This is a genomic window from Isoptericola sp. NPDC056605, assembly GCF_042792795.1.
Classification (GTDB): Bacteria; Actinomycetota; Actinomycetes; order Actinomycetales; family Cellulomonadaceae; genus Isoptericola.
This window is the reverse complement of sequence record NZ_JBHTVT010000026.1, coordinates 51,242-73,223: the sequence shown is the minus strand read 5'-3', so window position 1 is coordinate 73,223 and position 21,982 is coordinate 51,242. Positions and strand designations below refer to the sequence as shown.

The window sequence follows — 21,982 nt, the reverse complement described above, 5'->3', positions numbered from 1 at the left end:
CGCGAGAACGGGGACTGTTCGTCGACGAACAGTCCCCGTTCTCGCGCTCACCACCTGTCAGGGGACGGGGGCGAAGCGGCCGGGCAGCTCGCGCTTGAGGATCTTGCCGCTCGGGCCGAGGGGGAGCTCGTCCACCACGTGCACGACGCGCGGGTACTTGAACGCGGCCACGCGCTCGCGGACCCAGGTGACGAGGGCGTCGGCGTCGAGCGTGCGCCCGTCGGCCGGCACGACGGCGGCGTGGATCTCCTGCCCGTGCACCGGGTCGGCGACGCCGAAGACGGCGGCCAGCGCGACGTCGGGGTGGGACACCAGCGTCGCCTCCACCTCGGTGGGATACACGTTGTACCCGTTGCGGATGATCATGTCCTTCTTGCGGTCGGTGATCGCGAGGATCCCGTCGGCGTCGAGGGTGCCGAGGTCGCCGGTGCGGAACCAGCCGTCGACGACGGCCGCGGCGTCCGCGTCCGGGCGCCCGAGGTAGCCCTTGAGCAGGTTGTGCCCGCGCACCACGACCTCGCCGAGCGCGCCGGGCTCGCTCAGCAGGTGCACCTCGTGGTCGATCACCGCGTCGGCGACCGCCACGTCCACGCCCCACATCGGCCGGCCCACCGTGCCGGGCCGGATCGGCTCGAAGACCGTGTTGAAGGAGACGCTGGGGGACGTCTCCGTGAGGCCGTAGCCCTCGTGCACCTCGGCCCCGTAGGCGGCGGCGAACTCCTCGAGCACGCTCACCGGCAGCGCGGCGCCGCCCGAGACGGCGTACCGCAGCGGCGGCCGGGCGTCGCTGCGCCGGGCGGCCTCCAGCATCCCGACGAACATGGTCGGGACGGCGGTGAACACCGTGGCCCGGTGCGCCACGAGGAGCTCGAGCGCCTGGTCCGGGTCGAACCGGGGGAGCAGCACCACCGACGCGCCGACGCGGAACGCGCAGTTCATCACCGCCATCTGGCCGAACGCGTGGAACAGCGGGAGCCCGCCGAAGACGACGTCGTCGTGCCGCAGGTCGAAGGAGTCGATGAGGGAGCAGTGCACCTGCTCCACCGCGGCGAGGTGCGAGCCGACGGCGCCCTTGGGCAGCCCGGTGGTGCCGCTCGTGTAGAGGATCGTCGCGGCCGACGTGGGATGCACCGCCGTGTGCCGCTCCACCGGGGTCGCGGCGGCGGCCTCGTCCTCGAGGCGGGGGAGGGCGAGCCCGCCCTGCTCTGCGGTGGGGGCGAGCACCGTGACGAGGGGCACGCCCGCGCGCTCGGCGGCGGGCGCGGCCTCGGCGAGCAGCGGAGCGGCCGCGACCACGACGTCGGCCCGGCTGTCGCGCAGCACGAACTCGATCTCGCCCGCCCGGAACAGCAGGTGGATCGGCACGACCACGGCGCCCAGCGCGAGCGTGGCGTAGTAGACGCGCGCGAAGTCGGGCACGTTCGGCACGACCATCGCCACGCGCGAGCCGCGCCCGATCCCGCGGGCGGCCAGGGCCCCGGCGTAGGCGCGGGTCTGGTCCCAGAGCTCGCCGTACGTGGTGGTGGTCCCCGCGAAGTGCAGCGCCGGGTAGTCCGGGTGGCGGCGCGCCGTCTCCGCGAGCAGCGACGCCGCCGACAGCGTGCCGAAGCCGGGGCCGTCGACGGCGGAACCGTCGGGCGCGGGGCCGGGGGAGCCCGTGCGGGGGTCGGGGGTCGGGGTCATGTCCGGTCCTTTCGTCGTCGTCGATCGTGGACGGAGGGGGCATACCGGGCCGTGGGCCGGCCGGCGGTCAGGCGCGCAGCTCGGCCCGCCCGAGGGAGCCGAGATGCACCTCGTCGGGGCCGTCGGCGAGCCGCAGGGCGCGGGCCGCGGCGAACATCTCGGCGAGCGGCTGGTCGCCGGACAGCCCGGCGGCGCCGAAGAGCTGCATCGCGCGGTCGAGGACCGCCTGGACCGCGCGCGGCACGGCGATCTTGATGGCCTGGATCTCGCGCATGGCCTGCCGGTTGCCGACGGTGTCCATGAGCCAGGCGGTCTTGAGCACGAGCAGGCGCAGCGCCTCGATCTCCACCCGAGAGGTGGCGACCCACTCCCGGACCACCCCCTGCTCGGCGAGCGGGCGGCCGAACGTGGAGCGCTCGCGCGCCCGCTGCCCGGCGAGCGCCAGCGCCCGCTCGGCCATGCCGAGGGCGCGCATGCAGTGGTGGATGCGGCCGGGCCCGAGGCGTGCCTGCGCCATCGCGAACCCGTCGCCCTCGCCGCCCAGCAGGTTCGCGGCGGGCACACGGACGTCGTCGAAGGCGATCTCGGCGTGGCCGCCGTGGTCGCGGTCGTCGTAGCCGAACACGTTCAGGGGCCGCACGATCCGCACGCCGGGCGCGTCGCGCGGCACGAGCACCATCGACTGCTGCCGGTGCCGGGGCGCGTCCGGGTCCGTCTTGCCCATGACGACGAGCAGCGCGGCGCCCGGGTTCATCGCGCCCGTGGACCACCACTTGCGGCCGCTGACCACGAGCTCGTCGCCGTCGCGGCGGATGCGGGTGCCGATCTGCGACGCGTCGCTCGAGGCCACCCCCGGCTCGGTCATGCAGAAGGCCGACCGGAGGCGTGCGTCGAGCAGCGGGTCGAGCCACTCGCGCTGCTGGTCGGGCGTGCCGAAGTGGGCGAGCAGCTCCATGTTGCCGGTGTCGGGCGCGGCGCAGTTGAACGCGGCCGGGGCCAGCCGGGGGCTCCAGCCGGTGAGCTCGGCGAGGGGCGCGTACTGCAGGTTCGTGAGACCCGCGCCGCGTTCCCCCGCGGGCCCGTCCCCGGGAAGGAACAGGTTCCACAGGCCCTGCTCGCGCGCGGCGGCCCGCAGCTCACGCACCACCGGCGGCGGCGACCAGTCGTCCGGGGCGGCCGCGAGCTGCGCGTCGAGCACCGGCTCCGCGGGCAGCACCCGCTCGTCGAGGAACGCGCGGACCCGGTCGGTGAGCTCGGCGGTGCGGGCGTCGGGGGCGAAGTCCATGTCAGGCCCTCCTCGCCGGCGTGGCCGGTGCGGGCGCCGGTGTCGTGGGCGCGTGCGCCAGCCCGTCCTCGGCCAGCGGGTCCACGAGGGCGCCGATCCGGTCGAAGCCCTCGCCGACGGTCTCGCCCGCCCGGTAGCGGTAGTGGATGCCCTCGAGGATCACCGCGAGCTTGTACGCGGCGAACGCGCGGTACCAGGACAGGTCCGGCGGCGCGGTGCCCGACCGCGCGGCGTAGGCGTCGACGAGCGCGGCGAACTCCGGGTAGCCGGCGCCGGGGACGACGGCGCTCAGCGCGCCGTCGTCCGACCCTCCGTCGGTCCCGTCGCGTGCGGTGAGGCCGCGGATGTCCCAGTACAGGCCGAGCATGCCCAGGTCGACGAGGGGATCGCCGAGCGTGGCCATCTCCCAGTCGAGGACGGCGGCGACGCGGGGGGCGTCGGGCGGCCCGGCGACGATCGCGTTGTCGAGGCGGTAGTCGCCGTGCACGATGCCGGCCCGACCGCCGGAGTCGGGGACGCTGGCCGCGAGCCGGTCCTGCAGGGCGTCCAGACGGGGCTGGGGGCGGCTGCGGGAGGCGTCGTACTGGCGCCGCCAGGTGGCGAGCTGCCGGCCGAGGTAGCCGTCGGGCCTGCCGAAGTCCGCGAGCCCGACGGCGGCCGGGTCCACGGCGTGCAGGTCGGCGAGCACCTCGGCGAGCTCGAGCCCGAGCGCGTGCAGGCCGCCCGCCGTGAACGCGGAGTTCTGCCCCGGCCGGGACAGCACCGTGCCGGCCACGTGCTCCATGACGAAGAAGACCGTGCCGGTGACCTCGCCCCGGGCGGTGTCGTCCACGACGTCCACGGTGCGCGGCACCGGGACGGGGCCGTCCGCGAGCGCGGTGACGACCCGGTGCTCGCGGCGCATGTCGTGCGCGGTGGACAGCACGTGCCCCAGCGGCGGGCGCCGCACGACGAGCGGCAGGCGGGCCCCGTCGACCCGGTACGTGAGGTTGCTGCGGCCGCCGGCGATCACGCTCGCGGTGAGCTCTCCGCCGGTGAGCTCGGGGTGCTCCCGCTCCAGCCACGCCCGCAGCCCTGCGGTGTCCAGTCCGGGCACGTCGGTCATCGATGACCACCTTCCGTCGACCCGGATCGTCCCGGGGCTCGAGCGAGCATACCGCGCAGTCGGTATGTGGTGCGACCAGGTCGTCCCGGGGTGCGCGCGGGGGCTGTTCCGGTCGGTCGCCGGTCAGTCCTGGAGCGTGACGACCGCCTGCCGGACGCCGTCCGGCACGGGCACCGGCCGCCGGGACGGCTCGTCGACGAACACGTGCGTGAACCGGCCGACGGCGATCGGCTCGTCGCCGCCGGCCCGGAGCACGTGCAGGTCCCACGTGAGGCTGGTGCGCCCCAGGCGCTCCACGCCGATCCCGACCTCCAGCTCCTCGGGGTACGACGCCGGGGCGCGGAACTCGCACGACGACGCCACGCACAGGCCGATCACGTCGCCGCGCGGGTCCAGCCCGCCGCGGGCGATCATCCACGCGTTCACGGCGGTGTCCATCGCGGCGTAGTAGACGGTGTTGTTGACGTGGCCGTACTGGTCGTTGTCGTTCCACCGCAGCGGGAACGGGTGGCGGGCGCGGGGCATCGGTGCTCCAGAGGTCGCAGGGGACAGGTTCGGCGGGAGGGTCAGGCGGGGGTCGACGGCACCCGCAGCAGGTGCCGGAACGCGACGGCGGCGCGGCCTGCCTCGGGCGTCTCGCCCGTGATGAGGTCGGCATAGGTGAACGACTCGGAGACCCGGACCAGCAGGTAGGCGAGCGACGCCGGGTCGATGCCGCTCCCGCCCCCGCCGTCGCCGTCGAACGGCGAGTCGCCGAGATGGGTGCGCACCAGCCACTCGCAGGTCGCGAGGAAACGGTGCTGGATGGGGCTGGCCTTGGTGGTGAGCAGCCGCAGGGCGCGCGCGGGCTCGCGGGCGAGGAAGTCCCGGAAGTAGGGGGCGGCGATGAGGTCGCCCGCGAAGTGCGTGAGGAGGTCGGCGACCCGCTCCGCCCCGCGCTCGGACGCCGTCGCGCGGTCGGCCTGGACCAGCGTCGGGACGGCGAGGGACCACAGCACCTCGGTGAGGAGGGCGTCGCGGTTGCCGACCCACCGGAACACGGACGTCCGGTCGACGCCGAGGCTCGTGGACAGGGGGCCCATGTCGAGGCGCCGGCCCGCGACGAACGTCTCGCGCGCGAGGTCGAACGCGCGCCGTGCGTCGGCGTGGGCGCCGGGCGCCAGGCGCAGGGACAGCGGCGTGGGCGCGGCCTCGAGGCCGACGGTCGCGATCGGCGCGCCGTCGTGCCCGTCGTCGTGCCCGTCGTCGTGAATGGCGGTCGGGGTGCTCGTGGCGCTGTCCGGCATGACCGCAGCCTAGTGTCGCGGCTCGGGGTTCGTGCAACATCTTGGAAAATGATGCACGGGGGTGCACACTGGTCGCGTTCGACGACGATCGGAGCAACGATGACGTTCACCTCCCCGGTCCCCACGACCGCCGGCACGACCACCGGCACCCCCACCGGCCCGACCACCGGCCCGACCACCGGCCCCGCGGTGCTCGACGCCGACTTCTACGGCTTCCAGGACCTGCTCACCCCCCGGGAGCAGGAGGCGGTCCTCGCCGTGCGCGAGTTCATGGAGCGCGAGGTGCGGCCCCTCGCGGACGACTACTGGGAGCGCGCGGAGTGCCCCGTCCACCTCTTCAAGCCCTTCGCCGAGCTGGGCACGGTGGGGGCGGCGTGGCCCGAGTGCGCGCCGTTCGAGAGCTCGGCCGTGTTCCGCGGCTGGATCGGCATGGAGCTCGCCCGGGTGGACTCCTCGTTCTGCACCTTCGTCGGCGTGTCCTCCGGGCTCGCGATGAGCGCGATCGGCCTCGGCGGCTCGCCCGAGCAGCGCGCGCAGTGGCTGCCTCCGATGGCGAGCGGCGACGTCATCGGCGCCTTCGGCCTCACCGAGCCGCTCTCCGGCTCCGACACGGCCAAGGGGCTGCGCACCACCGCCACCCGCCACGGCGACACCTGGACGCTGCACGGCGCCAAGCGCTGGATCGGCAACGCGACCTTCGCCGACGTCGTCGTGGTCTGGGCCAAGGACACCGACGACGACCAGGTCAAGGGCTTCCTCGTCCGGAAGGGGACGCCGGGCTTCACCGCCACCAAGATCGAGCGCAAGCAGTCGCTGCGCATCGTGCAGAACGCGGACATCGTGCTCGACGGCGTCGAGGTCGCCGAGGCCGACCGGCTGCAGCGCATCGACCGCTTCCGCGACGTCGCGCAGGTGCTGCGCGTGACCCGCGACGGCGTGTCCTGGCAGGCGCTCGGCACCATGGTCGGCGCCTACGAGGCGGCCGTGGCCTACACGAGGCAGCGCGAGCAGTTCGGCCACCCGATCGCCAGCTACCAGCTGATCCAGGACAAGCTCGCCACGGCGTACGCGAACGTCACCGCGAGCTTCGCCATGTGCGTGCGCGTGGCCCAGCTGCAGGACGCCGGGACGCAGCGCGACGCGCACGCCGCGATGGCCAAGTCCTTCGTCACCACCCGCATGCGCGAGACCGTCGCGCTGTGCCGCGAGGCCTGCGGCGGCAACGGCATCACCCTCGACACCGGCGTCGCGCGGTACTTCGCCGACGCGGAGGCCGTGTACACGTTCGAGGGCACCCGGGACATGAACAACCTCATCGTGGGCCGCGAGATCACCGGCCACGCGGCGTTCGTCTGAGCGGCCCGCCCGCTCCCTCGCACCACCGAGCCGCACCGACCGCACCGACCCCAAGGAGACACGACATGACCGAGGCGTACATCGTCGCCACCGCGCGCTCGCCGATCGGCCGCGCGCACAAGGGCTCGCTCAAGGACGTCCGCGCCGACGACCTCGCCGCGCGGATGGTGGCCGCGGCCGTCGAGCAGGTGCCGGGGCTCGACCCGGCGCGCATCGACGACCTGCTGCTGGGCTGCGGGCTGCCCGGAGGCCGGCAGGGGATGAACATGGCCCGGGTCGTGGCCGTGCTGAACGGCTGGGACTCCGTGCCCGGCACCACCGTGACCCGCTACTGCTCCTCCAGCCTGCAGACCACGCGCATGGCGTTCCACGCCATCAGGGCGGGGGAGGGCGACGTCTTCGTGTCCGCGGGCGTCGAGTCCGTGAGCGGCATGGCCGTCGGGTCGAGCGACGAGATCCCCGGCGTCGACCTCACCAACCCCCGCTTCGCCGACGCGCTGGAGCGCACGGCGAAGCGCGCCGTCGGCGGCGCCGGGACCTGGACCGACCCGCGCGCCGACGGGGCCCTGCCGGACGCGTACGTCGCGATGGGGCAGACGGCGGAGAACGTCGCGGACCTGCGCGGCATCTCGCGCCGCGACCAGGACGAGTTCGCGGCGCGCAGCCAGCAGCGCGCCGAGGCGGCGATCGCCGACGGCTTCTGGGCGCGGGACATCACGCCCGTCACGCTCGACGACGGCACGGTGGTGTCCGCGGACGACGGCCCGCGCCCGGGCACGACGGTCGAGAGGCTCGCGACCCTCGACCCGGTGTTCCGCCCCGACGGCACGGTCACCGCGGGCAACGCGTGCCCGCTCAACGACGGCGCCGCGGCCGTCGTCGTGGTCTCCGGCCGCGTCGTCGACGAGCTCGGCCTGACGCCGCTGGCGCGCATCGTGTCGACCGGTGTCACGGGCCTGTCGCCCGAGATCATGGGCCTGGGGCCGGTCGGGGCGAGCCGCCAGGCGCTCGCCCGCGCGGGCCTCGGGATCGACGACATGGACCTCGTCGAGATCAACGAGGCGTTCGCCGCGCAGGTCATCGCGTCGGCCCTCGAGCTGGGCATCGAGGACGAGCGGCTCAACGTCCACGGCGGCGCCATCGCCGTCGGGCACCCGTTCGGCATGACCGGCGCCCGCATCACGTCGACGCTCATCAACGGGCTCGAGGTGTCGGGCGGCCGCTACGGGCTGGAGACCATGTGCGTCGGCGGCGGGCAGGGCATGGCGATGGTGCTGGAGCGGGTCGGGTAGCGCTCAGAGCCACTCGCCGTCGCGCATGAGGGTGCGGCCGGCCAGCTCGTCCACCTCGCGCCAGGCCTGGACGCGCCGCGGGAGCAGCACGAGGTAGACGTCGTGCTCGCCGCCCGGGCGCGGGTCCCAGTCCGCCTGCGCGGCGTAGCCCTCGGCGAGCTCCGGCGGCGCCTCCGCGACCCGCACCGAGCGCTCGAGGACGGCGTCGATCATGACGACGTCGCGCGTCGCTCCGAGCGAGAGGCGCGCGGTGCCGGTGGCGAGCAGGTTGCGGCCCGTCCGCGACGTCGCCTCGAGCGCGAGGACGACCCGGTCGTCGACCCACGCCAGCGAGAGCGGGACCAGGTAGGGCACGGGCGTGCCGTCGGGGGACACCGAGGCGGTGGCGACCCACACGTCCCGCGCCGGGGTGCGGAGGATCGCCAGGGTGTCGGCCCGGCGCTGGTCGCGCGGGCGGGGACCGGGGGCGACCTGCGGGTTCGTCGTCATGGCAGCATCCTGCCCGACCGGCGCCCGTTCATGGCGTGGTGGACGTGCACGAGGATCAGTGACAGGCGCTCGTTCCCGTCGTGCAGCGGGTGCAGCCGGTTGGCCGAGTCCATGCGTGCCCTCGGCCTCTGGCACACGGGGTCCAGGAGGCCGAGGTCGCGCACGAGCCGGGCGTTGCGGTCGACGACGGCGTGGGCGTCGGCAGGGTGACGTACCTCGTCACGCGAGTCGTTCCAGAGCCTCGCCCCAGGAGTCCATGGCGTCGGTGATGTAGGCCTGGATGTTCTCGTCGCCCGCCTCGTCGAGAAGCCGTCCGAGCGCCTCGCCCCGGGTCATGTGCTGCGCCTCCGCGCGCGCCCTGAGTCGGTCGCGCACCGCGGTAGGCACCTTGATCGTCGTCATCTCCACCGGCGTGGTCATACCGTGAGGATGACCCCGCGCGTCCTGCCCGACCGCTCTGGCCGGGCAGGACAGGTGCTCACACCTCGGGGACGTACAGCGCCAGCGTCTGCGCGACGAGCGCCGGCTTGTCGACCCCCTCGATCTCGACGGTGACGGTCGAGGCCAGCCGCACGCCCTGGGCGACGGTCTCGGCGCCGGTGAGCTCCGTCGTCGCGCGGACGCGCGAGCCGACGGGCACGGGATGCAGGAAGCGCACCTTGTCCAGGCCGTAGTTCATCGCCATCGCGACGCCGCCCACCTCGACCAGCGACGACGCCAGCCGGGGCAGCAGCGACAGGGTGAGGAACCCGTGCGCGATCGTCGTGCCGAACGGGCCGTCGGCGGCGCGCCACGGGTCGACGTGGATCCACTGGAGGTCCTCGGTGGCGTCCGCGAACGCGTCGATGCGCTCCTGCGCGATCGTGAACCACTCGCCCGTGGCCCGCTGCCCGACGGCGTCGGCCAGCGCGGCGGGGGAGGAGACCTGGATGGCCGCGGTCACGCCTTCGGCCCGCCGGCGACGTAGAGCACCTGGCCCGAGACGAACGACGCCTCCTCGGAGCAGAAGAACGCCACGGCGGCGGCGATGTCCTCCGGCCGGCCCACGCGGCCGACCGGCACGTCCTTGGCCGCCGCGGCGTGGAACTCCTCGGGCGTCATGCCGATGCGCTCGGCGGTCTCGGCGATCATGTCGGTGGCGATGACGCCGGGCGCCACGGCGTTGGCGGTGACGCCGAACTTGCCCAGCTCGATCGCGAGCGTCTTGGTGAACCCCTGCATGCCCGCCTTGGCGGCGGAGTAGTTCGCCTGGCCGCGGTTGCCGAGCGCGGACGTGCTGGACAGGTTGACGACGCGGCCCCAGCCCGCGGCGACCATGTGCGCCTGCACGGCCCGCGTCGCGACGAACGCGCCGCGCAGGTGCACGCGCAGCACGGCGTCCCAGTCGTCCTCGGACATCTTGAACAGCAGGTTGTCGCGCAGGATCCCGGCGTTGTTCACCAGGATCGTCGGCGCGCCGAGCTCGTCCGTCACGCGCGCGACGGCGGCCTCGACGGCCGCGGCGTCGGCGACGTCCACGCCGAGGCCGATGGCGCGCCCGCCGCCGGCGACGATGTCGGCGGCGGTCGCGGCGGCCTGCTCCTCCAGGAGGTCGAGGACGGCGACGGCGTGGCCGTCGGCGGCCAGGCGGCGGGCGGTCGCGGCCCCGATGCCGCGGGCGGCCCCGGTGACGACGGCGACGCGCGGGGTGGCGCGCGAGGTGGAGTCGGCGGTGGCGGTCATGCGGTGATCCTCTCGTCGAAGGTGATGAGCTGGCGCAGCTCGGCGCCGGCGGCGAGCCGGTCCAGGGCGGCCGGCAGGTCCTCGAGCCCGATGCGGGCCGAGACGAGTGATTCGAGCGGCAGGCGGCCCGCCCGCCAGAGGTCGACGTACCGCGGGACGTCGCGGCTCGGCACGGACGACCCGAGGTAGGAGCCCACGACCGTGCGGGCCTCGGCCGTCAGGGTCAGCGGCGCGACGGACGCGCGGGCGTCGGGGCCGGGCAGCCCGGCCGTCACGGTGGTGCCGCCGGGCGCGGTGAGCGCCAGCGCGGTCTCGAACGCGCGCGCCGACCCGGCGGCCTCGACGACGACGGGCGCCCGTGCGCCGTCGTCGAGAGCCATGGCAGGCGTGGCGGCCGCGGCGCCGAAGCCGCGCGCCAGCTCGAGCTTGGCGGGCACCGGGTCGACGCCGAGCACCTCGTGCCCCAGGGCGAGCGCGACGAGCAGCGCGGCCATCCCCACCCCGCCGAGCCCGACGACGGCCACGCGGTCGCCGGGAGCCGGGCGGCCGGCGTTGATCACGGCGCCGCCGCCGGTGAGGACCGCGCAGCCCAGCAGGGCGGCGACGTCGGCGGGCACGTCGTCGTCCACCGGGACCACGGAGGTGCGGTGCACGACGGTGTGGGTGGCGAAGGCGCTGACGCCCAGGTGGTGGTGGACGGGGGCGGAGCCGCGGCGCAGCCGCACCGCGCCGCCCACCAGGGTGCCGGCGGCGTTGGCGGCGCTGCCGACCGTGCAGGGCAGCCGGCCGTCGGTGGCGCAGGCGGCGCAGCTCCCGCACCGCGGCAGGAACGTCAGGACGACGCGGCGGCCCGGGGCGACGTCCTCGACGCCCTCGCCGACCGCCTCCACGATCCCGGCGGCCTCGTGGCCGAGGAGCATGGGGACGGGGCGCTCGCGGCTGCCGTCCACGACGCTCAGGTCGGAGTGGCACAGCCCCGCGGCCTCGATGCGGACCAGGAGCTCGCCCGGCCCGGGCGGGTCGAGGTCGAGCGTGCTGGTGCGCAGCGCTCCGGAGGAGGCGTACGGCGGGGGTGCTCCGGTGCGGTCCAGCACGGCGCCCACGATCTGCACGGTCGACCTCCTCGTCGATGAGGGCCCCAGTCTGCTCCCGGGCGCCCGTCCTCCCGACATACCGACTGCGCGGTATGTCGGGAGCAGCGTACACGAGCGGGGAGTCCGTGCGGCCGACCTGCGCGGTTGACAGCGGCCGCCGCCGCGACGTCTACTGGCAGTGTTCGAACAGATGTTCGAACATGGTGATCGCGGTCGTGCCGTCGTCGGGCGGTCGTCGCTGGTCGTTGCTGGTCGTTGCTGGTCGTGGTCCGCCGGGCGTCGCCCGGCGCAGCTCGGGGGGAGGTCGCGTGACGGTCGTCGCCCCGCCGCGTACCGCGGCCCAGCCGCTGTCCGACCGCCCGGTCGACCGGGCCGCCGTCGCGCGGGCCGCGCTGCGGGCGGCGGAGCAGCGCACCTCTCCCCGCGCCGCCCCCCGCACCGGCGAGCGCCTCGGCGGCGGCCGCGCGACGGTGCCGGGCGGCCGCCTGCTGCCGGTGCACCCGGGGTTGTCGGCCCTCCTGCCCGACGGCGGGCTGGCCGCGGGCACGGTGCTCGCCGTCCGCGGCTCGACGACGCTCCTGCTCGCGCTGCTGGCCGAGGCGTCGCGGTCCGGGGCGTGGGTCGCGCTCGTCGGGGCGCCGGGCGTCGGGATGCTGGCCGCCGCGGACGCCGGGGTCGCGCTCGGGCGGACCGTGCTCGTCCCCGCCCCGGGCCCGGACGCGCCGGCGGCCCTCGCCGCGCTGCTCGACGGGATGGACGTGGTGGTCGTCGGCCCGGGCGCCGCCCTGCTCGACTCCGACCGCCGCCGCCTGGCCGCGCGCGCCCGGGAGCGGGGCGCGGTGCTGGTGGCGCAGGCGTCGTGGCCCGGCGCGCACGTCACCCTCGACGCGCGGGGCGGCACCTGGTCCGGCGTCGACCACGGGGCGGGCTGGCTGCGCCGCCGCACCCTGCGCGTGCGGCGCACCGGTCGCGGGGCCGCCGCCCGGCCCGTCGAGGTCGAGGTGGACGTGCCGCTGCGGGTGGAGCGCGTGGTCGGCGGCCCCGACGCGGTGGGCGCGGCACCGGGCGCCGGCGTGCTCGCCGGTGCGCACGACCCCGCAGCGCCGGCTCGGCTGCGGGTGGCGTGATGGCGGGCGGGAAGGCCTCGTCCGGGGCGGCCCCGGCCGGGGCGACCTCGCGGACGGCCGTGCTGTGGGTCCCGGACTGGCCGGTGGTGGCGGCGCTGGCGGGCGCCGGCCTGGACGCGCACGTCCCCGCGGCGGTGCTCGGCGCCCGGTCGGGCGGCGGGGCGGGTGCGGGGCACACCGTCGTGGCCGTCTCCGCCGTCGCCCGCGCCCAGGGGGTGCGGCGCGGGATGCGGCGTCGGCAGGCGCAGGAGCGGTGCCCCGAGGTGGCGCTGCTGGCGGCCGACGACGCCCGCGACGCGCGGGAGTTCGAGCCGGTGGCGCTCGCGGCCGAGACGGTGGTGGCGGGCCTGGAGGTGGCCCGCCCGGGGCTGCTCCTGCTGCCGGCGGGCGGGGCGGCGCGCTACCACGGCTCCGAGCTCGCGCTGGCGCAGGCCCTGGTGGGCGCCGTCGCCGCGCGCACCGGGCACGAGAGCCAGGTGGGCGTCGCCGACGGGCTGCTCGCGGCGGTGCTCGCCGCCCGCGAGGACGCCGTCGTGCCCCCGGGAGGGTCCGCGGCGTTCCTCTCGGACCGCCCGGTGGGGGAGCTGGTGCACGCCGTCTGCGACCCGGCCGGGGTGGCCGCCGTCCGGGAGGCGGCCGGGCTGTGGTGGCGGCTCGGCCTGCGCACCCTCGGCGACCTGGCGGCCCTGCCCGCCGCGAGCGTGCAGGCGCGGTTCGGCGACCTCGGCGCCTGGGCGCAGCGGCTGGCCCGCGGCGACGACCTGCGCCCGCCGGCGCGGCGTCGCATCGAGGAGGACCTGGCCGTCGCGGAGGAGCTCGACCCGCCCGCGCTGCGGGTCGACGTCGCGACCTTCGCTGCGCGCCGCCTGGCCACCGCGCTGCACGACCTGCTCGCCGTGCGCGGGCTGGCCTGCGGGAGGCTGCGGATCACCGCGCGCACGGCGGGCGTCGACCTCGGCGGGGACGACGTCGGCGGGGCCGTGGGCGGGGACGGCGAGGGCGCCGTGCTGGAGCGCGTGTGGCGCACGGACGACGCCGCGGCCGGCGGGATGAGCGCGGCGCGGATCACGGACCGCGTGCGGTGGCAGCTCGAGGGCTGGTTGACCGCGGCGTCCACCCGGCGCGGGGGTGAGGCCGACCCGATCGTCGCGCCGATCGCGCACCTGGCGCTGGCGGCGGAGGACGTCGTCCCGGCGACCACCCACCAGCCGGGCCTGTGGGGCGCGGACGCGGGCGAGGGGGAACGTGCCCGGCGGGCGCTCGGGCGGGTGCAGGGCCTGCTCGGCGGGCACGCTGTGCTCACGGTGGAGCTGCAGGGCGGCCGCGGGCCCCGCGACCGGGTGCGGCTCGTGCCCTTCGGCACGGAGGGGGGCGCGGGTCGCGACCCCGGGCTGCCCTGGCCGGGCGCCCTGCCCAGCCCCGCGCCCGCCGGGCTGCCAGACGACCCGGTGCCCGCTCGGGTGCTCGACGCCGCGGGGCACGACGTCGTCGTGGACGCCCGGCTCGCGATGAGCGGCGAGCCCGCCGCCGTCGCGTGCGGGGACACGGGCGGGAGCAGGGGGCCGGTCGCGGTGACGGGATGGGCGGGTCCCTGGCCGCTCGCCGAGCGCTGGTGGTCCGGGGGCGGGGGCGCGCGCCGCGTCTACCTGCAGGCGGTGCTCGACGACGGGCGGGCGCTGCTGCTGGCGCAGACCGGCGGCGTGTGGCAGGTGGAGGCGTTCTATGACTGAGGCGGAGGTGCAGCGGAGGGTGGGGGCCGAGGGACGAGGTGCGCGCCAGGAGCGGAACCGCAGTCTCGGTCAGCAGAGGGCGACGACTGAGCGGACGACCGGCGGGTACGCCGAGCTGCACGCCCACTCGGCGTTCAGCTTCCTCGACGGCGCGTCCCACCCGGAGGAGCTGGTGGCCGAGGGCGCGCGCCTCGGGCTGGAGGCGCTGGCCCTGACCGACCACGACGGGCTGTACGGGGTGGTGCGCTTCGCGGAGGCCGCGCGGAAGGTGGGGCTGCCCACGGTCTTCGGGGCCGAGCTGCACCTGCCGGCTCCCGTGACCCCCGGCGCGGCGCCGGGCACGGCCGGGAGCCGGCCGGTGCTCGACCCGCCCACCGGCGTCCCCGACCCGCGCGCCACCCACCTGCTGGTGCTGGCGCGCGGCGACCAGGGCTACCGCAACCTGTCCCGCGCGATCGCGACCGCCCACCTGGACGCGGGGGTCAAGGGCAAGGCCCGGTACGACCTCGAGGGCCTCGGGGCCGAGGCGGGCGGGGAGTGGCTCGTGCTCACCGGGTGCCGCAAGGGGGCCGTCCGGCGCGCGCTCACCGCCCCCGCGGGCGGCGTCGACGCGGCGCGGCGCGAGCTCGACCTGCTGGCCGCCACGTTCGGCCGCGACAACGTGGCCGTCGAGCTGACCGCGACCGGGGACCCGCGGGACGCCGACCTGCACGACGCGCTCGTCGGCCTGGCCCACGACGCGCGCCTGCCGGTCGTCGCGACCGCGAACGCGCACTACGCCCGCCCGCGCGACGCCGACCTGGCGGGCGCGCTCGCCGCCGTGCGGGCGCGCTCCTCGCTGGACGGCCTGGACGGCTGGCTGCCCGGTGCCCCGGTCGCGCACCTGCGCTCGGCCGCCGAGATGCGGGCGCTGCACCGGCGCCACCCGCGGGCCGTCTCCACGGCGGCGGGGCTCGCGGCGGAGTGCGCCTTCGACCTGCGCCTGGTGGCGCCGGACCTGCCCCCCTACCCGGTGCCGGACGGGCACGACGAGGCCAGCTGGCTGCGCGAGCTGGTGCGGCGGGGCGCCACCGACCGGTACGGGCCGCGCCCCGCCCCCGGCGTCCCCGGCGACGAGCGCGCCTGGGCGCAGATCGACCACGAGCTGCGCGTCATCGAGGAGCTGACCTTCCCCGGGTACTTCCTCGTCGTCTACGACCTCGTGGAGTTCTGCCGCCGGGAGGGCATCCTGTGCCAGGGGCGCGGGAGCGCCGCCAACTCGGCGGTCTGCTACGCGCTCGGCATCACCGCGGTCGACGCCGTGAAGCACGGCCTGCTGTTCGAGCGCTTCCTCGCGCCCGAGCGCGACGGCCCGCCGGACATCGACATCGACATCGAGTCCGGACGGCGCGAGGAGGTCATCCAGCACGTCTACGCGACGTTCGGGCGCACGCACGCGGCGCAGGTCGCGAACGTCATCTCCTACCGGCCGCGATCGGCCGTGCGCGACGCGGCCCGCGCGCTCGGCTACGACGTCGGGCAGCAGGACGCCTGGAGCAAGTCCATCGAGCGCTGGGGGTCGCTGCGCGGGCCGGACCCGGCCAGCCCGGCGGCCGACGCCGCGGCCGGGGCCGCGCGGGCGGCGGCGGGCGCACCGGAGAACCGGACGGCGGCCAAGGACGCGCGCGTGGCCGCGCTGTGGGGGCCGGCGGAGACGCTCCCGGACGGACAGCTCGGACAGCTCGGACAGCTCGGACAGGGCGGACAGGGCGGGGGCCGCGCCGACCGCCCGCACGCGGGTCACCAGCCGGGGCGCGGCCGCCGCGACTGGTCGCCGACGCTCGGCCACCGGCAGGGCCCCCGGCCCGACGGCGACGAGGGCCGCCGGCGGGTCGTGGACCCGCTCGCGACGGACGAGGGCGAGGTGCTCCGCGCCGACGACGCCCACGACGTCGTGCCCGCGCAGCGCCCCCCGTCGGCGCAGGAGGAGGGGCAGATCCCCGGCCCGGTGCTCGACCTGGCCGAGCGCATGCTGCGCCTGCCGCGCCACCTGGGCATCCACTCCGGCGGGATGGTCATGTGCGACCGCCCGGTGATCGAGGTCTGCCCCGTGGAGTGGGCGCGGATGGAGGGGCGCACGGTGCTGCAGTGGGACAAGGAGGACTGCGCGGACGCCGGGCTGGTGAAGTTCGACCTGCTGGGTCTGGGGATGCTCACCGCCATCCGGTACGCGTTCGACTCGATCGAGGCGCACACCGGCGAGAGGCTCACGCTGCACGGCCTGCCCGACGACGACCCGGCGGTCTACGACCTGCTGTGCGCCGCCGACACGGTCGGGGTGTTCCAGGTGGAGTCGCGCGCCCAGATGGCCACCCTGCCGCGCCTGCAGCCGCGGACGTTCTACGACATCGTCATCGAGGTCGCGCTCATCCGGCCCGGTCCCATCCAGGGCGGCTCCGTGCACCCGTACATCGAGCGGGCGCGGGGCAGGGAGAAGGTGACGTACCTGCACCCGCTGCTGGAGAGCTCCCTCGGCAAGACCAAGGGGGTGCCGCTGTTCCAGGAGCAGCTCATGCAGATGGCGATCGACGTGGCCGGCTTCACCCCTGCCGAGTCCGACCGGCTGCGCCGGGCGATGGGCTCCAAGCGGTCGGTCGAGCGGATGGAGGCCCTGCGCGGGCGCCTCATGGAGGGGATGCGGGCGAAGGGGGTGGACGACCCGGCCGTGCGCGAGGAGATCTACGACAAGCTCAAGGCGTTCGCCGACTTCGGGTTCCCCGAGTCGCACGCCTACTCGTTCGCCTACCTCGTGTACGCGAGCTCCTGGCTCAAGGTGCACCATCCCGCCGCGTTCTACGCCGGCCTCCTGGCCGCGCAGCCCATGGGGTTCTACTCGCCGCAGTCGCTGGCCGCCGACGCGCGCCGGCACGGGGTGCAGGTGCTGCGGCCGGACGTCAACGCCTCCCGCGCGCTGGCCTGCGTGGAGCGTTCGGCGGAAGGCGGGGACGACGGCTCCGCCCGCGAGAATGATTCGGTCGCTCCGCTCCCTCGGCTCTCGCGGGCGGAACCGCCGTCCCCGCCTTCCGAGCATGACGATTTCGGGCCGGCGCCCGACCCGGCGCTGGCCGTCCGGCTGGGGTTGTCGGCGGTGCGGAGCATCGGGGACGACCTGGCCGAGCAGATGGTCGCGGAGCGGGAGGAGCGGGGCCCGTTCCGCGACCTGCGTGACCTGGCCCGCCGGGTCGGGCTCAGCACCGCCCAGCTGGAGGCGCTCGCGACCGCCGGGGCCACGGAGGGCCTCGGCGCCGGACGTCGGGAGGCGCTGTGGGCGGCCGGGGCGCTCGGCCAGGAGGGGCCGGGCACGTTGCCGGGAGTGTCCGTGGGGGTCGACGCCCCGACACTGCCGGGCATGACCCCGGTCGAGACGGACGTCGCCGACGCCTGGGCCACGGGCATCACGCCCGGCTCGACGTCGCCGCTGGAGCACGTGCGCGACGGGCTGGAGCGGGCGGGGGTGCTCACCGTCGCCGGGGTGTGCGCCACGGAGCCCGGCCGGCGGGTGGCGGTGGGCGGCGTCGTGACGCACCGGCAGCGCCCGGGCACGGCGGGCGGCGTGACGTTCCTGTCGCTCGAGGACGAGACGGGCCTGCTCAACGTCATCTGCACGGCGGGGCTGTGGCGGCGTTTCCGCACCGTGGCGCGCGGCGCCCCGGCGATGGTGGTCCGGGGCCGGGTGGAGAGTGCCGACGGGGCGGTCAACCTGCTCGCGGAGCACCTCGCGCCGCTGCGGCTGCCGGTGGCCACCCGGTCGCGGGACTTCCGGTGACGACGACGCCCCGCGGGCGGCGGGCCGGTCCGGTGCCTAGCCTGGCGGGCATGATCTCCGGGCTCCGGGTCGCTCCGGCCGGGGCGGACCGGTTCGACGACGTGGTGACGATGCTCAACCCGCGCGGCCGGCCGCAGGCGTGCTGGTGCCTGCACTGGCGCCAGCCGCGCGGGCTGCCCGCCGACGGGCGTCGCGACCACCTGCACGACCTGACCGGCCGGACCCCGGCACCCGGGCTCCTCGCGCACCTCCCCGACCCGGGACGTGGCGACGAGACGGTCGTGGGATGGGTGGGCCTCGCGCCGGTGTCCGCGTCGTCGTCGCTCCAGCACAGTCGGGTGCTGCCTCGCGTCGACCCCGCCGAGCGGCCGACGACGTGGGCCGTGATGTGCTTCGTCGTCCGGCCCGGGTACCGCCGCCGCGGCGTCGCCCGAGCCCTCCTGGCCGCGTCCGTGGACTACGCCCGCGACCACGGGGCGCACGCCGTCCAGGGGTTCCCGGTGGAGCCCGAGCAGGGGCGCCGTGTCCCGGTCGGCGCGGCGTTCGTGGGCACGGTGGGCCTGTTCGAGTCCGTGGGCTTCGACCGGGTCGGCGACACGTCCGCGACGAGCGGCCGCCTGCCGCGGTGGGTCATGCGCCGGGAGCTGCTCCCTTGACCGACCGGGTCGTGGACGGGCCGGCTCAGCCCGTCCTGTCCGCGGCGTCCTCCTCGCGGGGGCTCGTGGCGCGGCGTCGGGCCCGCCGGCCGCGGGCGACCTCGGTCTCGAGGGCGTCGAGCGGCTGGGCGAACGGGTCGTCGAAGCGCGCCAGCCACAGGCGCACGACGTCGAGCCCGGCGTCGTCGACGGCGTAGAGACGGCGCGTGCCCTCGGCCCGGACGGTGACGAGTCGCGCGTCCCGCAGCACCCGCAGGTGCTGCGAGACGGCCGGCTGCGAGATGCGGGTCTCCGCGCGCAGGGCGTCGACGAGCGCGCCCGCTGGCCGCTCGCCGCCGGCGAGCAGCTCGAGCAGGCGCCGCCGCACAGGGTCGCCCAGAGCCTCGAACGGACCCCGCGGCACGGCCTCGACGGGGCCACGCGGCGCGGGCCGTGCGACCCCCAGGGCCTCGGGGGCTGCCCCCGCCGACGCCGCGGTGCGCGGCATCAGGCCTCCGGCACCGTGGTGTAGAAGGCGACCGTGCGCTCGGCCGCCGCGCGGGCGACGTCCGGGTCGTCCCCGTCGGCGATCGCGGCGTCGGCCCAGCCCGCGGCGGCGAGCCGGGAGAACGCGACGCCCTCGGGCGAGAGCGACCAGGCCTCCGCGGCCTTCGGGTCGATCGCGCCGGTCGGGTCCGCGACATGAAGCCCCAGCCCGACGAGGCCGAGGTCCCAGCCGACGCCGGTGGCGCCCGGGCCGTACTGGTCCCAGAGCTCCTGGGGGACGACGGCCTCGTGCACGAGCTCGAGGACGGTGCTGTCGCCGTCGTCCGTCAGGGCGACGGTCAGCCACGAGACGGAGCCGCCGAACTCCCAGGTGACGGCGAAGCTCGCGGGGGCGTCGCAGCGCTCGACGATGCCTCCGGCGTTCCCCTCGAGCTGGTAGCGCCCGCCGACGGTCAGGTCGCCGCTGACGGGGAGGAACCAGCGGGGGATGCGTGCGGCGGAGGTGACGGCGTCCCACAGGTCGTCACGGTCCGTGGCGTAGGCGCGGCGGGCGACGGCGATCTTCGTGGGCGTGCCGTCCCGCTCGCCGGTGCGGATCTCCCGCGCCACGAGCCCTGCGGTGGCGACCGGGTCGATGGTGATGGTCATGGCGACTCCTTGATATAAGCGGACACTTATATATAACCATGTGCCGACGCCCGGGGGAAGCGGCGGACGGCGTCAGTCCAGGGGAGCGACGACGCAGATCTCGAAGGTCCCGCGTCCGCGCCGCAGGAGGTAGCGGCACCTCTCGTCGGCGATCTCGGCGGCGAGCTCGTCCCGGTACGACCAGCGGACCTCGATCCACAGCAGGGCCCAGCCGACCTCCTCGACGGCCACGAGCTCGGGCAGCGCCGCGACGGCCTCGCGTGCCCGCGGGGCGGCCGGGCGCTGCCTCCACAGGCCGAGCACGTCCTCGGGGGACGTGAGGACGGTCGAGCCCTCCTGGTCGACGAGGAGGGCGGGCAGGTCGTAGCGGTCGGTGACCGCCTCGAGGTCCTCCGCGCCGAGGACCAGGCCCAGGTCCGCGAGGAAGGAGGCGAGCGCCTCGCCGTCGTACGAGCCCGTCGGATCCGCCATCCGATCACGGTAGCCCCGTGGCATGATCGGCGCCCATGAGCCGCCGTCACGCGCGAGCCCTGGCGCCCGCCGTCGTCGCCCTGCTGGCCGTGGGCCTGTCCGCGAGCGGGTGCGCCGACCCGGCCGGGGGTTCCGGGCCGTCGTCGTCCGGCGTCTCGGACGCCCCCGCGACCGGCGAGCGGATCGCCGAGGCGGCCGAGCTCTGGGGTGCCGCCCCGCAGTACGTGCTGACGACGGCGGCTGACGGGTTCGAGGCGGTGCCGTCCGCCGCCGGGGTCTTCGGCGCCGACGGCTTCTCCGTCCAGTTCGGCGGCCGGGCCGGGCACACGTTCATGTTCTCGGCCGTCGAGGGAGCGATGACCGCGGACGACTGCGCGACCGTCGCGGTCATGGACGTCGGCGGGGGCGAGGTCGGCGGGCCCGTGACGTGCGTCGAGGAGGACGGGGCGCTCCGCAGGACGGCCGGGGACGCGGAGGAGTACGCCGTCGTGCGCGACGGCGTACTCGTGCGGGTCTCCGGGAGCTCCGCCGACCACGAGGCGCTGCGCGAGGCGGCCGGGAACGTCCACGTGCCGACGGGCGGCGAGCTCGCCGCGCTCGTCGAGGGCACGCCCGTGGATCCCGGCGCCGTGGATCCCGGCACCGTGGAGCGCGGCGACCTGCCGCCCGGCGACGGCGCTCCGGACAACTCCGTCGACGCGGGCGGCTGACGGGCGCCGTCACCAGGCCTGGGCGAAGACATCGGCGAACAGCACGTCCGGGTCCGCGTCGAGGCCGCGGGACGCGAACCACGTGCACACGTTCCGGCAGTCGCGGTGCAGCAGCTCCGCGCCGAACGGGTTCGCCACGAGGTCCACGACCTGGGGCAGGTCGATGATCACGAGGCGGCCGCCGTCGTCCGGCGTGCCGTCCTCGCCGGTGCCGTCGACCAGGATGTTGTACGGCGACAGGTCGCCGTGCGCCCACCCGAGCCGTGCGATGACGCCCATCCCGTGCCGCAGCTGCTCGAACCAGTCGGCGAGGAGCGACGGGTCGGGGCGGGTGCGGGCGAGGCGCGGCGCGGCCTCGACCGTGCCGTCCGCCGACTCCCGGCCGACGAACTCGAGCAGCAGCTCGGTGCCGTCGATCTGCACGGGGTAGGGCACGGGGGCGCCGGCGTCCCACAGGCGGGACAGGGCGAGGAACTCGGCGTCCGCCCACTGGGTCGCGGCGACGGCCTTGCCCCACGAGGACTTGCGGTCCTCGATGGCGCGCTGGTCGCGGGTGCGGCGCACGCGCCGCCCGTCGGTGTACTCGCCGTCCCGGTGGAACTGGCGGTGGTCGCGACCGCGGTACCGCTTGGCGGCCAGCAGGCTGCGACGGGTCGGGTCGTCGGGCACGGCGCGCTCGACGAGGAAGACGTCCGCCTCCTTGCCGGTCTTGAGCACGCCGAGCTCGGTGTCGAGCGCGGCGTCGGCGGTGACGACCCAGTCGGGACGGGGCTCGGGGCCGCGTTGGCCCTTGGTGACGGCGGTCCAGGTGGACCACCGTTGGTCGGGGCCGGGCTCCACGGGGAGCTCGACGCCGAGGTCTGCCTCGAAGGAACCGGAGGATGAGGCGGGGGAGAAGGGGAAGGTCGAGGGGGTGTGCTGGTGCACGCGAGACTCCTGCTCAGGTCGAGGAGCTCGGGCGCGGCCCCTCAGGATCGGGTGGTGTCCGCCCGCCGGAGAGCCTCCGGGAGGGCGCGCGAGACGACGTCGTCCATCGG

21 protein-coding genes are annotated in these 21,982 nt (G+C 76.2%); 7 read left to right on the top strand and 14 right to left on the bottom strand.

Annotation, left to right across the window (positions count from 1 at the left end; genetic code table 11):
- Positions 1-57: 57 nt before the first annotated feature.
- From ACFQ8Y_RS20350 to ACFQ8Y_RS20330, 5 genes are all read right to left on the bottom strand, one after another.
- Entirely contained in the window at positions 58-1,683 is a 1,626-nt protein-coding gene (locus ACFQ8Y_RS20350) for an AMP-binding protein (RefSeq protein WP_430586569.1), read from the bottom strand.
- Between the two features lie 67 nt (positions 1,684-1,750).
- Complete coding sequence (locus tag ACFQ8Y_RS20345; RefSeq protein ID WP_430586568.1) at positions 1,751-2,968, bottom strand: acyl-CoA dehydrogenase family protein; 1,218 nt, start codon at positions 2,966-2,968, stop codon at positions 1,751-1,753.
- A gap of 1 nt (position 2,969) precedes the next feature.
- A complete protein-coding gene (locus ACFQ8Y_RS20340; RefSeq protein ID WP_430586567.1) occupies positions 2,970-4,073 on the bottom strand; it encodes a phosphotransferase family protein in 1,104 nt (367 codons plus the stop codon).
- Positions 4,074-4,196: 123 nt separating this feature from the next.
- Positions 4,197-4,598 carry an acyl-CoA thioesterase gene (locus ACFQ8Y_RS20335; RefSeq protein ID WP_430586566.1) on the bottom strand — a complete coding sequence of 134 codons (402 nt, stop codon included), beginning with the start codon at positions 4,596-4,598 and terminating at the stop codon, positions 4,197-4,199.
- A gap of 41 nt (positions 4,599-4,639) precedes the next feature.
- Complete coding sequence (locus ACFQ8Y_RS20330) at positions 4,640-5,359, bottom strand: QsdR family transcriptional regulator (RefSeq protein WP_430551807.1); 720 nt, start codon at positions 5,357-5,359, stop codon at positions 4,640-4,642.
- Between the two features lie 99 nt (positions 5,360-5,458).
- Between ACFQ8Y_RS20330 and ACFQ8Y_RS20325 the strand changes: the two genes are divergently transcribed.
- Positions 5,459-6,715, top strand: a complete 1,257-nt coding sequence (locus ACFQ8Y_RS20325; protein ID WP_430586565.1) for an acyl-CoA dehydrogenase family protein — start codon at positions 5,459-5,461, stop codon at positions 6,713-6,715.
- 65 nt (positions 6,716-6,780) lie between these two features.
- Positions 6,781-8,007, top strand: a complete 1,227-nt coding sequence (locus ACFQ8Y_RS20320; RefSeq protein WP_430563750.1) for an acetyl-CoA C-acetyltransferase — start codon at positions 6,781-6,783, stop codon at positions 8,005-8,007.
- A gap of 3 nt (positions 8,008-8,010) precedes the next feature.
- On the opposite strand, the gene ACFQ8Y_RS20315 is transcribed toward ACFQ8Y_RS20320, so the two are convergent.
- The 5 genes from ACFQ8Y_RS20315 to ACFQ8Y_RS20295 form a co-directional block, all read right to left on the bottom strand.
- Positions 8,011-8,496, bottom strand: a complete 486-nt coding sequence (locus ACFQ8Y_RS20315) for a pyridoxamine 5'-phosphate oxidase family protein (RefSeq protein ID WP_430586564.1) — start codon at positions 8,494-8,496, stop codon at positions 8,011-8,013.
- A gap of 219 nt (positions 8,497-8,715) precedes the next feature.
- Positions 8,716-8,916, bottom strand: a complete 201-nt coding sequence (locus ACFQ8Y_RS20310) for a hypothetical protein (RefSeq protein WP_430586563.1) — start codon at positions 8,914-8,916, stop codon at positions 8,716-8,718.
- Between the two features lie 58 nt (positions 8,917-8,974).
- A complete protein-coding gene (locus ACFQ8Y_RS20305) occupies positions 8,975-9,439 on the bottom strand; it encodes a MaoC family dehydratase (RefSeq protein ID WP_430551813.1) in 465 nt (154 codons plus the stop codon).
- Positions 9,436-10,218 carry a 3-oxoacyl-ACP reductase FabG gene (gene fabG / locus ACFQ8Y_RS20300; protein WP_430586562.1) on the bottom strand — a complete coding sequence of 261 codons (783 nt, stop codon included), beginning with the start codon at positions 10,216-10,218 and terminating at the stop codon, positions 9,436-9,438. The genes ACFQ8Y_RS20305 and fabG overlap by 4 nt, the downstream gene beginning before the upstream one ends.
- Positions 10,215-11,330 (bottom strand): alcohol dehydrogenase catalytic domain-containing protein, encoded by a 1,116-nt coding sequence (locus ACFQ8Y_RS20295; RefSeq protein ID WP_430586561.1) that lies wholly within the window; start codon positions 11,328-11,330, stop codon positions 10,215-10,217. Before ACFQ8Y_RS20295 ends, fabG begins: the two co-directional genes overlap by 4 nt.
- A 290-nt stretch (positions 11,331-11,620) precedes the next feature.
- Between ACFQ8Y_RS20295 and ACFQ8Y_RS20290 the strand changes: the two genes are divergently transcribed.
- Genes ACFQ8Y_RS20290 through ACFQ8Y_RS20275 form a run of 4 tightly spaced genes read left to right on the top strand, consistent with a single transcriptional unit; the run spans position 11,621 to position 18,630 of the window.
- Entirely contained in the window at positions 11,621-12,439 is an 819-nt protein-coding gene (locus ACFQ8Y_RS20290; RefSeq protein ID WP_430586560.1) for a hypothetical protein, read from the top strand.
- Positions 12,439-14,169, top strand: coding sequence for a DNA polymerase Y family protein (locus ACFQ8Y_RS20285; protein ID WP_430586559.1), 1,731 nt, complete (start codon positions 12,439-12,441; stop codon positions 14,167-14,169). The genes ACFQ8Y_RS20290 and ACFQ8Y_RS20285 overlap by 1 nt, the downstream gene beginning before the upstream one ends.
- The gene (locus ACFQ8Y_RS20280; RefSeq protein ID WP_430586558.1) at positions 14,162-17,974 is read left to right on the top strand and encodes an error-prone DNA polymerase; all 3,813 of its coding nucleotides are present in this window, start codon (positions 14,162-14,164) and stop codon (positions 17,972-17,974) included. The genes ACFQ8Y_RS20285 and ACFQ8Y_RS20280 overlap by 8 nt, the downstream gene beginning before the upstream one ends.
- Before the next feature lie 50 nt (positions 17,975-18,024).
- Complete coding sequence (locus tag ACFQ8Y_RS20275; protein ID WP_430586557.1) at positions 18,025-18,630, top strand: GNAT family N-acetyltransferase; 606 nt, start codon at positions 18,025-18,027, stop codon at positions 18,628-18,630.
- Between the two features lie 25 nt (positions 18,631-18,655).
- Here ACFQ8Y_RS20275 and ACFQ8Y_RS20270 read toward each other — a convergent pair whose 3' ends face one another.
- The 3 genes from ACFQ8Y_RS20270 to ACFQ8Y_RS20260 form a co-directional block, all read right to left on the bottom strand.
- Positions 18,656-19,117 (bottom strand): ArsR/SmtB family transcription factor, encoded by a 462-nt coding sequence (locus tag ACFQ8Y_RS20270; protein WP_430586556.1) that lies wholly within the window; start codon positions 19,115-19,117, stop codon positions 18,656-18,658.
- Positions 19,117-19,764, bottom strand: coding sequence for an SRPBCC family protein (locus tag ACFQ8Y_RS20265; RefSeq protein WP_430586555.1), 648 nt, complete (start codon positions 19,762-19,764; stop codon positions 19,117-19,119). Before ACFQ8Y_RS20265 ends, ACFQ8Y_RS20270 begins: the two co-directional genes overlap by 1 nt.
- A 72-nt stretch (positions 19,765-19,836) precedes the next feature.
- Positions 19,837-20,235: a hypothetical protein gene (locus tag ACFQ8Y_RS20260; protein ID WP_430551822.1), complete on the bottom strand. Its 399-nt coding sequence runs from the start codon at positions 20,233-20,235 to the stop codon at positions 19,837-19,839.
- Between the two features lie 35 nt (positions 20,236-20,270).
- On the opposite strand from ACFQ8Y_RS20260, the gene ACFQ8Y_RS20255 reads away from it, so the two are divergent.
- Entirely contained in the window at positions 20,271-20,945 is a 675-nt protein-coding gene (locus ACFQ8Y_RS20255) for a hypothetical protein (protein ID WP_430586554.1), read from the top strand.
- A 9-nt stretch (positions 20,946-20,954) separates the two neighbouring features.
- On the opposite strand, the gene ACFQ8Y_RS20250 is transcribed toward ACFQ8Y_RS20255, so the two are convergent.
- Positions 20,955-21,872, bottom strand: coding sequence for a serine protein kinase RIO (locus ACFQ8Y_RS20250; protein ID WP_430586553.1), 918 nt, complete (start codon positions 21,870-21,872; stop codon positions 20,955-20,957).
- Positions 21,873-21,982 lie beyond the last annotated feature (110 nt).

Bases quoted from the DNA above. Each gene is read 5' to 3' on its own strand.
- ACFQ8Y_RS20350 (WP_430586569.1), bottom strand. From the start codon at position 1,683: ATGACCCCGACCCCCGACCCCCGCACGGGCTCCCCCGGCCCCGCGCCC.
- ACFQ8Y_RS20345 (WP_430586568.1), bottom strand. From the start codon at position 2,968: ATGGACTTCGCCCCCGACGCCCGCACCGCCGAGCTCACCGACCGGGTC.
- ACFQ8Y_RS20340 (WP_430586567.1), bottom strand. From the start codon at position 4,073: ATGACCGACGTGCCCGGACTGGACACCGCAGGGCTGCGGGCGTGGCTG.
- ACFQ8Y_RS20335 (WP_430586566.1), bottom strand. From the start codon at position 4,598: ATGCCCCGCGCCCGCCACCCGTTCCCGCTGCGGTGGAACGACAACGAC.
- ACFQ8Y_RS20330 (WP_430551807.1), bottom strand. From the start codon at position 5,359: ATGCCGGACAGCGCCACGAGCACCCCGACCGCCATTCACGACGACGGG.
- ACFQ8Y_RS20325 (WP_430586565.1), top strand. From the start codon at position 5,459: ATGACGTTCACCTCCCCGGTCCCCACGACCGCCGGCACGACCACCGGC.
- ACFQ8Y_RS20320 (WP_430563750.1), top strand. From the start codon at position 6,781: ATGACCGAGGCGTACATCGTCGCCACCGCGCGCTCGCCGATCGGCCGC.
- ACFQ8Y_RS20315 (WP_430586564.1), bottom strand. From the start codon at position 8,496: ATGACGACGAACCCGCAGGTCGCCCCCGGTCCCCGCCCGCGCGACCAG.
- ACFQ8Y_RS20310 (WP_430586563.1), bottom strand. From the start codon at position 8,916: ATGACCACGCCGGTGGAGATGACGACGATCAAGGTGCCTACCGCGGTG.
- fabG (WP_430586562.1), bottom strand. From the start codon at position 10,218: ATGACCGCCACCGCCGACTCCACCTCGCGCGCCACCCCGCGCGTCGCC.
- ACFQ8Y_RS20285 (WP_430586559.1), top strand. From the start codon at position 12,439: ATGGCGGGCGGGAAGGCCTCGTCCGGGGCGGCCCCGGCCGGGGCGACC.
- ACFQ8Y_RS20280 (WP_430586558.1), top strand. From the start codon at position 14,162: ATGACTGAGGCGGAGGTGCAGCGGAGGGTGGGGGCCGAGGGACGAGGT.
- ACFQ8Y_RS20275 (WP_430586557.1), top strand. From the start codon at position 18,025: ATGATCTCCGGGCTCCGGGTCGCTCCGGCCGGGGCGGACCGGTTCGAC.
- ACFQ8Y_RS20270 (WP_430586556.1), bottom strand. From the start codon at position 19,117: ATGCCGCGCACCGCGGCGTCGGCGGGGGCAGCCCCCGAGGCCCTGGGG.
- ACFQ8Y_RS20265 (WP_430586555.1), bottom strand. From the start codon at position 19,764: ATGACCATCACCATCGACCCGGTCGCCACCGCAGGGCTCGTGGCGCGG.
- ACFQ8Y_RS20260 (WP_430551822.1), bottom strand. From the start codon at position 20,235: ATGGCGGATCCGACGGGCTCGTACGACGGCGAGGCGCTCGCCTCCTTC.
- ACFQ8Y_RS20255 (WP_430586554.1), top strand. From the start codon at position 20,271: ATGAGCCGCCGTCACGCGCGAGCCCTGGCGCCCGCCGTCGTCGCCCTG.